Source organism: Nesterenkonia aerolata (assembly GCF_031470965.1).
Classification (GTDB): Bacteria; Actinomycetota; Actinomycetes; order Actinomycetales; family Micrococcaceae; genus Nesterenkonia; species Nesterenkonia aerolata.
Window position 1 is genome coordinate 1 of the sequence record NZ_JAVKGR010000010.1, and the last position, 14403, is coordinate 14403.

Genomic DNA, 14403 nt, shown 5'->3' on the forward strand with positions numbered 1-14403 from the left:
GAGTAGTCCTCTGCGCCATCATCGCCTGCCTACGCACATAGGAGACACGCCCTAGGCGTATCGAGCGGAAGCGTGACTCACTCCGGTGCGAGGACCTCCAGCCCGTGCGCACGGGCAGCCTCGGCAAGCCTGATGTCGTAGGTCAAGATTGCTGAAGCCTCGACACGAAGCGCACCGGCGAGGTGCAGCGCATCGAGACTGCGGAGACCGACCTGCGGATACAGCCCCGCTTCCCGGAACTGGTCCCTGGTCAATGGAGTCAGCGTCACACCATCGAGGACGGTGGTGATCAACACCTGATCAATGTTGTGTCGTATTCCGATCCGGCGCAGCTCGGTTTCCAGGAGATCATTGGAAACGAGGGTCGGTCCTTCGTCAAGATAGCTGCGCAGCCCGTCCGACTCCTGCTCATCGCTGATGAGCTTCACCGCCGCTGAGGTGTCGAGATAGATCACCCGGGTCATCGTCGATGCAGCAGCGGCAGTCGTCATCAGCGATCCTCGCGCTCGTCATCAATGATCTCGCTCACGGAACGTTTGAGCGCAACTTTCGGGAGGGCTGACCAACCACCGCTTCTCCGAGCAGGGCGCGAAACCGGGAAGGGCAGCACTGGCGTCGCGGTAGGGGAGAGATACGCGACGACGACGCCGTGATTCGTCACCTCCATCGCTTCTCCAGCAGCGACACGACGCAGCACATCCGCTGAGTTGTTGCGGAGTTCGCGGTGCGTGATCGTAGCCATGATCCGAGCGTAGCACTATCCGTAGCACATCTGATGTCCTGTTGCTGGTTACTCGCCGGCCCCACCAAGATGACTCAATGACTAGGCGACAGAAATCTCGGCTCTTCCGAGCTCAGTGCGGCCATATCGAGACCCATATCGAGAGAGGAACGCCGTCGTCGGGGGAACGCCGAACGTATACGCTCGCCCTATGAGGATCGTCGTCGCCGGAGCAACAGGGACCATCGGCCGTCGTATCGGAGAAGAGCTGCGGAGGCGGGGTCACGAGGTGGTGCCGCTCAGCCGGGGCCTCGGCGTGGATGTCTCCACCGGCGCCGGTCTGGACACGGCGATGGCTGGCGCTGATGCCGTGGTCGATGCACTGAACATCGAGACTCTCTCCGGGCGGCGGGCAGCGAAGTTCTTCACCACTTGCGCCCGGCAGCTGACAGCGGCGGCGCAGAAGGTCGGGGTGTCACGGATCGTGTGCGTGTCGATCGCCGGTGCGGCGAACCCGCAAGTGCATCGGCTCTTCGGCTACTACCGTGGCAAGGCCGCGCAGGAACGCGCGTATGCCGATGCCGACGTCGACACCACGATCGTGCTCTCCACCCAGTGGTTCGAGCTCATGGACGACGTCGTGCGGCGAGCCAGCTTGGGACCGGTGACCGTGCTGCCTACGATGCGCATGGCTCCGCTCACCGCTGCCGGGGCGGCGGAGTTCGTCGTCGATGAGATCGAAGACAGCCGGGCAGGTGATCGTTGCATAGCCGTCAAGGGGCCGGAAGAGATGACCACGCTCGAGGTCGTCCGGAGAATTCTTGATGCCCGCGGAGAGATGTCCGGCCGACGCCCGAAGGTGCTGCGGGAGCTGCCCTATTTGGGGCGAGCAACGGCTAACGGCGGCCTGATCCCTGAGGAGGCCACCGTCGATCCCACCACACTGGAGGAATGGCTGCGTCAGGATCCGCCGCGCTGAACCGCCGTAGGACCCCCAGTACCTCAGAGTTCGAAGGTCATCCCCGGCTTGACCATCGTCAGCTCACCGCCGAACCGGGTTCGGGCCTCAGCTTCGATGTCTGCCGTCTGGGCGGGGTCCGCCAGGTGGGTGACTGCCAGATGCCGCACCTCAGCGGCGGCCCCCAGATCACCGACGGTGTGCCCGTCCAGGTGCCCATGCCCGGTGACGTCAATGCCGTCGGCCGCCCGATAGGTGGCCTCGGCCAGCAGCAGCCTGGCCTCCCGGGACAGCTCCACCAGTTCTTCGGTGTATCCGGTATCGGCCGTGTAGACGAACCCGAGGTCAGGGAACCGCATGGACAAGGTCGGCACCGGGTGGTCAGCTCGGATGGTCTCCACGCTCAGCCCGTCGATCTGCAGGCTCTGCCCCGGTTCCACCTGGATGAGGTCGAACTGCGAACGCAGTGGTGTGCGCATCGTGCTCAGGCTGGGAATGCCGAAGACCTCATCCAGGCCGTCGAGCTTGCCCGGAAAATCCGTCGGAGCATAGAGCGGCAGCGCGCGCTGCACCGTAGGGAAAGACCGCCGATAGGCCAGCACCGTCAGGTCCGCGCAGTGGTCAGCGTGCGAATGTGAGGCGAGCACCGCAGTCACCCGATCCAGCAGCCCCTCCGCGGCCAGCCGGGCCACCACACCGGGCCCGCAGTCGATGAGCAATCCCCCACCGGAGTGTTCCAGCAGATACCCGGAGGCCGGGCCCAATGGGGTCGGGGCGCAGGCAGATGCTCCGAGGACGGTCAGGGTCGCGGTCATAGTGTCACCTCAGGAATCTCTCGATGATGTGTCGCACGCACACTCACCTGCGTGCCGACCTCCATATACTCACTCGCAGTGCACGGAAGCTCCAGCCCCGTCTCCAAGCGCACCCGGCCGCGGTAGCGGTCCCCGCCGAACTCCATCGCCAGCACCGTACCGAGCGCAAGCTCTCCGCCGACGTCGGGAACCTCACCCTGCGAGGCAGGTGCTGCGGCGAAATCCAGGGCACGTACGGCCACACCATCGCCGCCGTCATCGCGGACCGGAATCTCCACACCGGCAGAGATCCGCACCCGGCCAGCCCGGGGCCGGTCCTCGACGGCGACCACAGTGGCCCCGCCGAGGAACTCCGCCGCCCAGGAGGTCCCGGGACGGTGCCACACCTGTTCCGGGGTGCCGGACTGTTCGATCCTCCCCGCATTCATCAGCACCAGATGATCGGACATCGCCAGCGCCTCGTCCTGATCATGGGTGACCATGATGGTGGTGACCCCGGCCGCGCGGATCATGGCGCTCAGATCAGCACGCAACCGTCCTCGAAGCTGCGGGTCCAGGGCCGCCAGCGGCTCATCGAGCAGCAGCACCTGCGGGTACGGGGCCAAGGCGCGGGCGATCGCGACGCGTTGGCGCTGCCCACCGGAGAGGTCATCCACAGACCGATCTGCGAGATCCTGGATCTGACACAGCTCCAGCAGCTCAGCCACCCGACGTCGGCGCTCCGCGGAGGGCCGCTTCTGGGCGCGCAGTCCGAAGGCGATGTTGGCTTTCACATCGAGGTGATCGAAGAGCGCATACTGCTGCGGCACCCAGCCGATCTGCCGTCGCTGGACCGGCACACGGGTCATATCCCGCTCCCCGATTCGGATGCTCCCCTGGTTCGGGCGCAGGACCCCACCGACGAGCTTCAGCAACGTGGTCTTCCCGCAGCCCGAGGGCCCGACCAGCGCGGTGATCGACCCGGCCGGGGTGTCGACGTCGATGTCCTCCAAGGCCGCGCGGGTGGTGCCCGGATACCGGTAGCTGATACCCCGGCACTGCAGTGCCGTGGCCTGCAGTGCGGTGGTTTGCAGTACGGTGGCCTGTTCTGCCGATGCCGTCATGCCTGCCCCGCTTTCGCTCCGCCGAGCTTCTCCATCGCGATCGCCGGGGGTATCACCAGCGCCAGGAACAGCACGGTCTGAGCTGCTGCGGACTCGATCCTCCCGGTCAGATAGGAGTCGAACAGGGACACCGGCATCGGCTGCTCCGTAGGTGTGAAGAGGAAGAAGGAGACGTTGAACTCTCCCAGGGACAGGGTCAGCACCATCAGGGTGCCCGCCAGCAGAGCAGTGCGCACTCCGGGTGCGGTGACGGTGAAGAAGCGCCGCAGCGGCCCCACTCCGAGGGAGGAGGCGACCGTCTCCTTCTCCTGCAGGCGCGGATCGGACATCGCCGGCAGCAGCGTGCCGAAGAGGAACGGCATGGTGTAGAGGATGTGGCCACCGACCAACAGCCAGCCGGTCGGGCGCAGTTCCGGGAAGGTGAGGATCAGCCCGAGCCCGATGGCGATGCCCGGCACGGCGATGGGCAGGGTGGACAGTGACCGGATGAGGCTGCGCCCCGGGAAGCGGTAGCGGGCCACCAGCCAGGAGGCGGGCAGGGCCACCGCCATATCAATGATCAGCACGATGACGGCGATCCGCAGGCTGACCAGCACCGCATCGCCCATGCGGGTCCAGGCGGCCGTCAGCCACTCCATCGTCAGCCCGGCGAGAGGGCCCTGCACCCAGGACTCACTGAGGGCGACGAGGATGACCACCGGCAGGGGGATCAACGTGATCACGCTGGCCAGCACGGCGGCGAACCGCCCCACGTGCCCCACCGAGTCCAGCTGCTTGCGCTCACCGCGGGGAGCACGCTGGGGGGTCGGCTGACTGGCCGGGTCCGTACGGGGCCCGGCGGTGGCGTCGTCGATGACGCTCATATTCTGGCGCTCACCACCTTGCGGTCGCCCCAGGCGTTGACACCGACGAGGACGACAGTGGTGATGGTCGCCAGGATCAGGCTCAATGTCGCCGCCAATTGGGGTTGGAAGTTGTCGGTGAAGGCTGCGGCGATCTCCAGGGGCATGACCCGCTGACCCAATGTGAGCGTGGCCGCCGTGCCGAAGGCCCCGAATCCGGTGGCCAGGGACAGCGCGGCCGCACTGGCCAGCGCTGGGCGCAGGGCCGGCAGGATGACTCGCCCGTAGATCGTCAGTGTCGAGGCTCCCAGGCTGCGTGCGGCGTCGATCGCCTCGGGCCGGACTCCGGCGGCGGCACCGCGGACCACCATCACCACACGCGGGATCTGGAAGTAGAAGTAGGCCAGGGTCAGCCCCGTCCACGTGTAGGCGATCTGCAGGTGCCGCTGGCCCACTGCGCTCTCCAGCGCCAGCGGCACCACTCCGGTGTTGCCGACCATCAGGATGATGAAGAACCCGATGACGATGCCGGGCAGGCTCAGCGGCAGGGTGAGCGCCACGGCCATGATCCGTCCGAAGAGAGTGTCATCGGAGCTCAGATACAGGCCCGCGGGCACACAGACGATGAGCGCGAGCAGCGTGGAGGAGACCGCGAGCACCGCGGTGAGCCCGAGCGAGGACATGTACCGTGAGCTGGTCAGCACCTGCCAGTACCGTTCGACGCCGAACCCTCCCTCGGGCAGGGTGAGGCTCTCGAGGGCCAGGGTGAGCAGCGGCCAGATCAGCAGCACCCCCAGCACGACGAGCAGCGGCAGTCCCAACCAGAGGGCTCGGGGGAGATCGGAACGGCGCATCAGCGGACGCGCTGCTCGAACTCTTCGACGATCTCGTCCTGGACCTCATTCATCTGCTCGAAGTCTGCGCCCTGGACGATCTCGTCGTACTCATCCTGCGGCGGGAACGCCTCTTCGGCCTCCTCGGGCAGCTCGACGTCGCGCACCGGCTGCAGGAAACTCTCGGCGAACTGGCTCTGCGCCTCGTCTGAGAGCACGTAGTCCAGCAGTTCTTTCCCGGCGTCCTCGTGCGGGGCTGATTCCACCAGGCTCATCGTGTAGGGAATGCTCAGCGAACCTTCGCAGGGGTAGACGACCTCGATGGGCGAGCCTTCGGCGGCCATCTGGTATCCGTTGAAGTCGGCGTCGATGAGGATGGGGATCTCACCCTGCTGGACCGAGGAGGTAGCAGTCTGGGCCGGATTGGAGACGCCGTTGTCGCTCATCGCTTCGGCCCATTCCAGGCCGGGCTCGGGGTCGTCGAAGTCGCCGCCGAGGGCGAGGTTCGCGGCGGTGAGGACGGAGTAGCCGACGGCTGCCTGGGCGGGGTCCAGGTAGCCGACCATGCCTTCGTACTGCGGGTCGGTGAGATCCTCCCAGCACTGCGGGACCTCGGCATCGCCGATCTCATCGGTGTTGACGAGCATGGCGATGGCGCCCTGGTGGACGGTGAACCAGTGGCCTTCGGGGTCCTTGAGGTCGTCGGGGATCTCGTCGAAGCCTTCCGGCTCGTAGGTGGTGACGAGCCCTTCCTCGACGGCTTCGAGTCCGAAGACGATGCCGTAGTAGGCGACGTCGGCGGCCGGTGCGTCCTGCTCGGCGGAGAGGGCGGCCAGAGTCTGGCCGGAGTTCTTCGGGTCATTGGGGGCATCGATGCCGGTCTCATCGGTGAAGCTCTGCAGCACCCCGCCCCAGTTGGCCCACTCAGTGGGAGTGTTGTAGCTGACGACGGTGTCCGACTCGACGTCGGAACCGTTCTCCCCGCCTCCGCAGGCGGTCAGGCCGAGCAGCGTCAGGGTCAGTGCGGAGCCTGCGACGGCGTGGCGGCGGATGTGCATAGGTGTTCTCCCATGGTGTGTGATGTGGCGTGATGCGGAGTGATATAGCGTGAAGTGGTGTCTGGATGCCGGGTGCGGACTCAACGGCCGAGGCGCCGGTGCGGGGCCGCCATGATAATTATCGTCAGTAGTGACAGAGCTTTCCGACCTGACTGAGGTCGCTCACTCGTCTGCCTCATGTTGAAGCCCCCTGCTGAAAGTCCGTGATAGTTCTGCCCGCCGCCCGACGGCGCACCAGACCGGACTCACCGTAGGGAAGCCAGGTGGACCACAGGCGGTCTTCCGGTAAACGGGGGACGAAGAGTTACCCAAGAGAAACATTGATCATGCGGATTCACTGATGGGATCTATGCATTGTGAGAACCCCGGTGACGGACCGTAGGATCGTGATATGAGTCACCCCTCAGATATCGAGATCGCCTCCGCAGCAACCCTGCGGCCCATTACCGACGTCGCCCATGACCTGGGACTCGGTGATGATGCCCTCTATCCCATCGGTCATCACATGGCGAAGATCGATGCCGAGCAGCTCAACGACCGCCCCGCTGCGGGCAAGGTCGTCCTGGTCACCGCGCTGACCCCCACCCCTGCCGGCGAGGGCAAGTCCACGATGACCGTGGGGCTGACCGACGGGCTGAACCGGATCGGAGTGAAGACGGCGGCCGCCCTGCGTGAGCCCTCGCTGGGCCCGGTGTTCGGCATGAAGGGCGGAGCCACTGGCGGCGGCTACGCACAGGTGGTGCCGATGGAGGACATCAACCTGCACTTCACCGGCGACTTCCACGCGATCACCTCGGCAAACAACCTGCTCGCCGCCAGCATCGACAATCACATTCAGCAGGGCAACGCACTGGGCATCGACCCGCGGCGCATCGACTTCCGCCGTGTGCTGGACATGAATGATCGAGCTCTGCGCCAGGTGGTCATTGGTCTGGGTGGCCCGGCGCAGGGAGTGCCGCGTGAGGAGCAGTTCACGATCACTGTGGCCAGTGAAGTCATGGCCATCCTGTGTCTGGCGACTGATCTGGAGGATCTAAAGTCCCGGCTGGGCCGGATCACCGTCGCAAGCACCTATGACCGGCAGCCGGTGACAGTCGATGACATCGGTGTCGCGGCAGCGATGACGGTGCTGCTCAAGCGCGCCATCCAGCCGAACCTGGTGCAGACCCTGGAGGGGAACCCGGCGCTGATCCACGGCGGCCCGTTTGCGAACATCGCCCACGGATGCAGTTCAGTGCGGGCCACGCAGACGGCCCGTCAGCTGGCCGACGTCGTCGTGACCGAGGCGGGTTTCGGGGCAGACCTCGGGGCGGAGAAGTTCCTCGACATCAAGGCCCCGCAGGCTGACTGCTATCCGGATGCCGTGGTGATGGTGGCCACGGTGCGGGCCCTGAAGATGCACGGCGGTGTGGCCAAGGAGGACCTGAAGGCCGAGGACGTCGACGCGCTGCGGCGAGGGCTGGCGAACCTCGACCGCCATGTGAGCACTATGCAGCGGGCCGGGGCAGAACCGGTGATCGCGATCAATGCGTTCGTCCATGACACTGCCGCTGAAGTGGCAGCGCTGCGGGCCTGGTGCGAAGAGCGGGGGCTGCGCAGTGCGGTGGTCGAGGCCTGGGCTCGTGGCGGTGCCGGTGCGACCGATCTCGCCCAGCAGGTTTCCGGCGCCCTTGAGCAGCCGGCGCAGATGCGATCCTTCTATGCGGCTGAGCTGACTGTGGAGGAGAAGATCCGCACTTTGGTCACCGAGGTGTACCGCGGCGACGGCGTCGAATTCTCCACCACGGCCCGTCGCAAGCTCGCCGAATATGCGCGCCAGGGATGGGACCGGCTGCCGGTGTGTGTGGCCAAGACCCAGTACTCATTCTCCGATGACCCGTCCCTGCGAGGTGCCCCGGAAGGCTTCTCGCTGACCGTGCGGGACCTGCAGGTGCGCACCGGAGCCGGGTTCGTCGTCGTGCTGACCGGGGACATCATGACGATGCCAGGGCTGCCGAAGCATCCGGCGGCGTTGGATATGAACATCACCGCCGACGGCGTGGTGAGCGGGTTGTCCTGAATGAGGTAACGCGCCGGGCGCGGGTGCCGCTAAACCGTCTGACGGATGAGCACGCCTCTATGGTCTAGCGAGCACAGGGGAGATCCGCACTCACGTCAACCTTTAGTTGACATATCCGTCAACCAAAGGTTGACTTGTGGCATGGATGCGATCAGAGAAGCCCAAAAGAACCTCGACCACGCCAAAGAACAGCTCCGGCAGAGCGTCCGCCAGGCCCGTCGCGAAGGACGCACCTGGGCGGATATCGGCGACATGCTCGGCATGAGCCGTCAGGCAGCGTTCAAACGATTCGGAGAAGTCATCGATCCGGTCGACGGCCGGAAGATCACAGGAGTTCCCATGTCACTGACACAGATCCGCACGCGCACCGAGCAGGTCTTCGACCTCATCGCCACCGCCGACTACGAGGCCCTCGAGCAGATGATGCACCCTGAGGTCAGGGAAGAACTCTCCGCCTCGAAGATCGCTATGGTGTGGTCTTCGATGCTCACGGAGTTCGGCGCTAAGGAGTCCTACGAGGACACCCACGTCACCTTCCCCGCCGGAGAACGCATTGAGGAGGACGACCAGATCCTCGGCACCGTCGTCGGCGTCACCACGGTGACCTGCGAGGCCGGTGAGCGGATGGGCAGGGTCGCCTTCGACGAGCAGCAGCGCATCGTCGGACTGCTCGTCCTCCCGCCCGAGACGAGCCCCCTGCCCTTCTGAACTGCCCTGTTCCCCAGTGGTCTGAGTCTGATAGGACTACATCTATGATTACCGATGTCACGGCCCAGGCCACCGTTCAGATCGACGACGAGCGCGTGCGGGTCACCGAATGGCGCTTCGCACCCGGCACCCAGACCGGCGAGCACGTCCATGAGTGGGACTACGTGGTGGTGCCGTTGACCGGCGGGACACTACAGGTTCACTCCTCCGGTGAGGCGACGTCGAACCACCTCGTCCCGGGCCGCAGCTACACGCGCGGCGCCGGGACGAGGCACAACGTGGTCAATGACTCCGATGAGGAGTGCGCCTTCGTCGAGATCGAACTGAAGCGTCAGACCCCAGTCAGCTCGGCGGGCGCTTGAGGCCCCGCCTACTGATGGCTCTCATTCCGCGACGCTGCGGTACCGGTTCCATCCGCTGAGGATGTGCGTACGCATCAGCGACGCCGCCCACTCGGGATCGCCCTGCTCAGCAGCGGTCACCAGCTGATCATGGTGGTCCATGCTGATCGCGGTGAGCCGCGGATCGTAGGTGACCATCACCTTCGAGACCAGCAGGGGGACCATCAGCTGCTCGGCCGTGGCGATCAGAGGGTGCCCCTCCACACGGCCGATGTAATACCTGTGGAACTCGTTGTTCAGCTGGGACAGCTCAGTGCGCCGAGCCGACTGCTCACTGATCTGCCGCATCTGCACGGCCAACGCCCTCAGGTGGGAGATGTCCTCCTCGGACATCTCGGCCACGGCCAACGCTGCCAGATGTGATTCCACCAGCGCACGGGAACGGTAGATCTGCTCGATCTCACGGATCGAGTAGGACCGCACACGCGCACCCCGATTGGGCTCGAGCACCAGAACTCCCGCACCGGCCAGTTCCCGTATGGAGTCCCGCACCGGAGTCCTGCTGACCCCGAACCGCTGGGCGATGTCAGCTTCGCGGATCCGCTCACCCGCCCCGATAGTGCCGTCGGTGAGCAGGCCGAGCAGCTGCCCGGTCACCGAGCCACCTCGGGGCTCCTCCACTGCGTGCGTCATCACACTACGAGGGTATTACTCAGGCCAGGTGGCAGTCGCCAGATCGTCGCGAGTGCCACCGCGCATCACGAAGGAGCTCACCGGGAAGCCGGTCTCCGCGATGACGAATTCGGCGATGCTGCGGCAGGCCTCCAAATCAACACCGGTGTGCACACCCATCCCGTCGAGCAGATGCACAAGATCTTCAGTGGCCATATTGCCCAGCACCGTCGGGTCACCCGGGAACCACATATCTCCACCCAGGCCGGCGAAGGAACTCTCCACCCACTGGGCCCCCGCGGACAAAGCCGCCAACGCATTGGCCGGACCGAAACCGTTGCGATTGTGCAGATGCACTCCGCATTCCACCTCGGGGAACCGCTGGCGAGTCTCGATCACGGCGTCGTACAGCTCACGAGGGTGCTCCTGCCCGGTGGTTGTGGCCAGGTATACACCGGCGGCGCCGGCGTCCTGTGCCGCCGTAAGGACCCGATTCCGACGCTCAGGCTCCACAGGTCCGTAACAGGGAGAGAACATGGCGCAGGCCACTGCCACCACCAATCGCTGCCCTGCTGAACGCGCCAGCTCGCCGATGGCTGACAGCTCGCCCAGCAGCTGGTCCGTCGTCCTGCCCTGGTTCTTCAGCGCCATCCCGTCCTCAGCCGGGATCACCACGGCGACCTCGTCGATCTCGCACTCGGCAGCCCGCTGGGCACCTCGCAGATTCGGAATCAGGGCCCGGTACCGGACCCCCGAGGTCCGGGGAACCTGGGCAAGGACCTGCTCCGCATCGGCCAGCTGCGGCAGCACCTTCGGATGGGCGAACGAGGCCACCTCGATCTCACGAACCCCCGCCTCGATCAGCCGGTGCACCACATCGATCTTCTGTTCGGTGGTCAGTCCGGCCTCCACCGCCTGGAGGCCGTCGCGCAGCCCGACCTCCACTACCCGCGTCTTCTCAGGAAGATTCCACATCAGCGCACCACCCCGGCAGTGCGCCACGCGGCGATGGCCTCGTCGTCGAATCCCAGCTGCTGCAAGGTCTGCGCCGTGTGCTCACCAAGCCTCGGCCCGGACCACCGGACGGCCGAGTCGGTGCGGCTGAGCCGTGGAAAGGCGTTCTGCATACGCACCGGCCCATGCCGGGAATCATCCACGGTGGTGATCGACCCACGGTGGTCAAACTGCGCGTCCCGGAGCATATCCTCAGGCTTGAAGATCTTGCCGATGGGAACCGCATGAGCCGTCAGCGTATCCTCCAACTCCTGCGCATCGAGACCCAGGGAGAACTCCGCAATCCGCTCATCGAGCATCTCCTGACGCTCACCGCGGGCCAGGTGGGTGGCGAACCGTTCGTCATCGGCGAGTTCCGGCTCGCCCATCGCCGCGCAGAGCCGCCGAAAGACGGTGTCCTGATTCGCGGCGATGATCATCCACTGCCCATCCTTGGTCGGGTACACATTGCTCGGAGCGATCTTCGGCAGGATTGACCCGCTGCGCTCTCGCTGCACCCCGGCGACCGCCCAGTCAGGGACCAGGGACTCCATGACACCCAACACCGACTCGTAGATCGACGCATCGACGACTTGGCCGCGCCCTGAGACGCTGCGCTCATGCAGGGCGCTGAGACCACCGATCGTCGCGAACATCGCCGCCAGAGTGTCCCCGATCGAGATCCCGACCCGTGACGGCGGGGTGGAGGGGTCACCGACGACGTAGCGCAGCCCACCCATCGCCTCACCGATGGAGCCGTACCCCGGACGCTCGGCATAGGGGCCGGTCTGCCCGAACCCAGAGACCCGGATCAGCACGAGCCCGGGGTTCGTCTCCGCGAGGCGCTCATATCCCAGACCCCAGCGTTCCAGCGACCCTGGACGGAAGTTCTCGATGAGTATGTCGGCATCATCGATGAGGCGCCGCGCGATCGCCTGACCTTCCTCACTGCGCAGGTTCAGGGCGACGGACTTCTTATTGCGTGCCAGCACCGACCACCACAGGGAGTGTCCATCGTCGGCGGCCTGGCCCCACTGGCGCAGCGGATCCCCCTGATGGGGTTCTTCGATCTTGATCACCTCGGCGCCCATGTCTCCGAGGAGCTGGCCGCAGAAGGGGCCGGCGATGAGTTGGCCCATCTCCACGACACGTACGCCGGAGAGTGGGCCGGCGGGGCGCGGTGCCGAGGTCTGGGGAACAGGTGGGGCGTCCGTCATCGGGTGGCTCCTTAGGGATGCTGGGTTCTCGGATTGGCCACAGTGTATGCAATCGAGAGTGATCTGCACCATAGGCTATCGACTTGGCCCTGTGAATTCAGCCGTTGATGAGGGAGTTCGATCTCGACCTTGCGTGATTGTGCACAATTAGTGTTTACTTCACGCAGAGGTGTGACCCACTTCACCGACGATCAGCTCGTCGACCCCTCGCCGCAGCGCCGCAGGACATCGGCCACCGGCCCTCCCCCACGATGCGACTCCCCCGACCCGGTCGGCGAAGAGGTGTGACATGAAAGAACCCATCCGCAAGCCTTGGATATGGATGGTCCTGCTCGGACTGTTCGCGGTCAATGCCCCCTGGTACCTGCCCGCCGGGATGATCGAACCCTTCATCTTCGGGCTGCCGCTGTGGGTGGTCCTGGTGCTGGTGCTCTCCGTCGCGCTCAGCGCATTCCTGCACTGGGCCTGCCTGACGCAGTGGAACATCGTCGAAGAGGAGGAGACCGCTGCGGCAGCACGGCCAGCAACTCAGGAGGGTGAGTCAGCATGACCGTGGCACAGCAGCAGCCGCAGCTCGTCTTCGGCGGCGTCGACTCCCTGATCATCCTCGCCATGTATGCGCTGATGATGATTCTCGTCGGGTGGCTTGCCGGGCGCGGCCGCGACATCGGCAAGTCGGTGACCGACTACTACCTCGCCGGCCGCGGTTTGGGCATGGTGACCCTGTTCTTCACCCTGTATGCGACCCAGTACAGCGGCAACACAGTGGTCGGCTATGCACCCCAGGCCTTCCGCGAGGGCTTCTCCTGGTTGCAGTCCATCCCCTTCTTCACGCTCATCATCGCCGTCTACCTGCTCTTCGCACCCCGGCTGTATGTGGTGGGCCGCCGTCGCGGGTTCATCACCCCTACCGACTGGATCTCCGACAGGTTCCGCTCGACCGCCGTGACAGTCCTCGCGATCATCCTGATGCTGTGGGGACTGGCTAATTACCTGTTGGAGCAGCTGGTGGCCATCGGGCACGCCGTCTCCGGGCTGACCGGCGGTGCGATCCCCTACGGATGGGCGGTGATCGGCTTCATCATCGTCATGCTCACCTATGAATGGATGGGCGGGATGAAGGCAGTCGCAGTGACCGATGCGCTGCAGGGCATCATGCTGATGATCGGCATCGCCGTGATGCTCGTCGGCGCCCTGATCCTCACCGGTGGAGGCATCGAGAACCTGACGGCGAACATCGCGGCAAACGAGCCCGAGAAGATCGGTGTGCCGGATATGGCCACCAACATCAACTGGCTGTCCATGCTCGTCATCGTCGCCTTCGGTGCCGCCATGTATCCGCACGCGATTCAGCGCATCTACTCTTCGCAGTCGGAACGGGTGCTGAAGCGTTCCCTGGGGCGGATGGCGTGGATGCCGTTCATCACCTCCGGGTTGGTGTTCATCGTCGGCATCATCTGCATCGACCTCTACCCCGGGCTCGACGTCGGCGCCTCCGAACAGCTGGTGGGCCTGCTCGCCAACGACGTCGCCTCACTCCACCCGGTGTTCTACTGGACCATGATCCTGTTCTTCGGGGCGATCGTCGGTGCCATCGTCTCCACCGCGGACTCAGTCCTGCTGTCCTTCTCCTCGATGGTCTCCCACGACATCTTCGGCAAGTACATCAAACCCGACGCTGACGACCGCACCAAAGTGCTGGTCGGCAAGTTCGCGGGGATCGTCATGATCGCACTGCTGCTGTGGGTGGCCTGGAATCCGCCGGGCACGCTGTATCAGATCTTCGTGCTGAAGTTCGAGATCCTGGTACAGGTGGCACCGGCGTTCATCCTGGGCCTGTACTGGAAGCGTCTGAGCGCGAAGCCGGTGTTCGTCGGGATGCTCGCCGGCGCCGCGCTGGCCGCCACACTCACCCTGACCGGCAACTCCACGGTCTACGGGATCCACGGCGGAGCCATCGGTCTGGCACTGAACTTCCTGATCTGCGTGGTCGGATCTCTGATCTTCCGGCCCTCCGAGGAGACCCAGCGGGACATCGAAGAGATGACCCGGTTGGAGAAGGTGGCGGGGTAATGCCGTGTCA

16 protein-coding genes are annotated in these 14403 nt (G+C 65.3%); 6 read left to right on the forward strand and 10 right to left on the reverse strand.

The annotated features are described in order from the left end of the window. Positions 1 to 77: 77 nt before the first annotated feature. Both RIL96_RS08925 and RIL96_RS08930 read right to left on the reverse strand, forming a co-directional pair. Positions 78 to 491: a type II toxin-antitoxin system VapC family toxin gene (locus RIL96_RS08925; RefSeq protein ID WP_310548674.1), complete on the reverse strand. Its 414-nt coding sequence runs from the start codon at positions 489 to 491 to the stop codon at positions 78 to 80. After that, the gene (locus RIL96_RS08930; RefSeq protein ID WP_310548675.1) at positions 491 to 742 is read right to left on the reverse strand and encodes a type II toxin-antitoxin system Phd/YefM family antitoxin; all 252 of its coding nucleotides are present in this window, start codon (positions 740 to 742) and stop codon (positions 491 to 493) included. The genes RIL96_RS08925 and RIL96_RS08930 overlap by 1 nt, the downstream gene beginning before the upstream one ends. Positions 743 to 932: 190 nt before the next feature. Between RIL96_RS08930 and RIL96_RS08935 the strand changes: the two genes are divergently transcribed. Continuing rightward, entirely contained in the window at positions 933 to 1700 is a 768-nt protein-coding gene (locus RIL96_RS08935) for an SDR family oxidoreductase (RefSeq protein WP_310548676.1), read from the forward strand. Positions 1701 to 1723: 23 nt separating this feature from the next. Here the strand turns inward: RIL96_RS08935 and RIL96_RS08940 are convergent, their stop codons facing one another. From RIL96_RS08940 to RIL96_RS08960, 5 genes are read right to left on the reverse strand one after another with little or no spacing between them, the layout of a single operon-like run. Next, positions 1724 to 2494: an MBL fold metallo-hydrolase gene (locus tag RIL96_RS08940; protein WP_310548677.1), complete on the reverse strand. Its 771-nt coding sequence runs from the start codon at positions 2492 to 2494 to the stop codon at positions 1724 to 1726. Further along, positions 2491 to 3597: an ABC transporter ATP-binding protein gene (locus RIL96_RS08945; RefSeq protein WP_310548678.1), complete on the reverse strand. Its 1107-nt coding sequence runs from the start codon at positions 3595 to 3597 to the stop codon at positions 2491 to 2493. The genes RIL96_RS08940 and RIL96_RS08945 overlap by 4 nt, the downstream gene beginning before the upstream one ends. Next, a complete protein-coding gene (locus RIL96_RS08950) occupies positions 3594 to 4460 on the reverse strand; it encodes an ABC transporter permease (protein WP_310548679.1) in 867 nt (288 codons plus the stop codon). The genes RIL96_RS08945 and RIL96_RS08950 overlap by 4 nt, the downstream gene beginning before the upstream one ends. Further along, positions 4457 to 5293 carry an ABC transporter permease gene (locus RIL96_RS08955; RefSeq protein ID WP_310548680.1) on the reverse strand — a complete coding sequence of 279 codons (837 nt, stop codon included), beginning with the start codon at positions 5291 to 5293 and terminating at the stop codon, positions 4457 to 4459. Before RIL96_RS08955 ends, RIL96_RS08950 begins: the two co-directional genes overlap by 4 nt. Further along, positions 5293 to 6330 carry an extracellular solute-binding protein gene (locus RIL96_RS08960; protein ID WP_310548681.1) on the reverse strand — a complete coding sequence of 346 codons (1038 nt, stop codon included), beginning with the start codon at positions 6328 to 6330 and terminating at the stop codon, positions 5293 to 5295. The genes RIL96_RS08955 and RIL96_RS08960 overlap by 1 nt, the downstream gene beginning before the upstream one ends. Positions 6331 to 6721: 391 nt before the next feature. Here RIL96_RS08960 and RIL96_RS08965 point away from each other — a divergent pair, with 391 nt between their 5' ends. The 3 genes from RIL96_RS08965 (at position 6722) to RIL96_RS08975 (ending at position 9459) form a co-directional block, all read left to right on the forward strand. Next, complete coding sequence (locus tag RIL96_RS08965; protein WP_310548682.1) at positions 6722 to 8389, forward strand: formate--tetrahydrofolate ligase; 1668 nt, start codon at positions 6722 to 6724, stop codon at positions 8387 to 8389. 141 nt (positions 8390 to 8530) lie between these two features. Continuing rightward, positions 8531 to 9097, forward strand: a complete 567-nt coding sequence (locus tag RIL96_RS08970) for a DUF3887 domain-containing protein (RefSeq protein WP_310548683.1) — start codon at positions 8531 to 8533, stop codon at positions 9095 to 9097. Between the two features lie 44 nt (positions 9098 to 9141). Then, positions 9142 to 9459, forward strand: a complete 318-nt coding sequence (locus RIL96_RS08975) for a cupin domain-containing protein (protein WP_310548684.1) — start codon at positions 9142 to 9144, stop codon at positions 9457 to 9459. A gap of 21 nt (positions 9460 to 9480) precedes the next feature. On the opposite strand, the gene RIL96_RS08980 is transcribed toward RIL96_RS08975, so the two are convergent. The 3 genes from RIL96_RS08980 to RIL96_RS08990 are packed head-to-tail and all read right to left on the reverse strand — an operon-like array spanning position 9481 to position 12320. Then, entirely contained in the window at positions 9481 to 10131 is a 651-nt protein-coding gene (locus RIL96_RS08980; RefSeq protein ID WP_310548685.1) for a GntR family transcriptional regulator, read from the reverse strand. A 15-nt stretch (positions 10132 to 10146) separates the two neighbouring features. Next, entirely contained in the window at positions 10147 to 11085 is a 939-nt protein-coding gene (locus tag RIL96_RS08985; RefSeq protein ID WP_310548686.1) for a hydroxymethylglutaryl-CoA lyase, read from the reverse strand. Further along, on the reverse strand, positions 11085 to 12320 hold the full coding sequence (locus tag RIL96_RS08990; protein ID WP_310548687.1) for a CaiB/BaiF CoA transferase family protein: 1236 nt from the start codon (positions 12318 to 12320) through the stop codon (positions 11085 to 11087). The genes RIL96_RS08985 and RIL96_RS08990 overlap by 1 nt, the downstream gene beginning before the upstream one ends. A gap of 289 nt (positions 12321 to 12609) precedes the next feature. Here RIL96_RS08990 and RIL96_RS08995 point away from each other — a divergent pair, with 289 nt between their 5' ends. Further along, positions 12610 to 12870, forward strand: a complete 261-nt coding sequence (locus RIL96_RS08995) for a hypothetical protein (RefSeq protein WP_310548688.1) — start codon at positions 12610 to 12612, stop codon at positions 12868 to 12870. Further along, entirely contained in the window at positions 12867 to 14393 is a 1527-nt protein-coding gene (locus RIL96_RS09000; RefSeq protein ID WP_310548689.1) for a sodium:solute symporter family protein, read from the forward strand. The genes RIL96_RS08995 and RIL96_RS09000 overlap by 4 nt, the downstream gene beginning before the upstream one ends. Positions 14394 to 14403 lie beyond the last annotated feature (10 nt).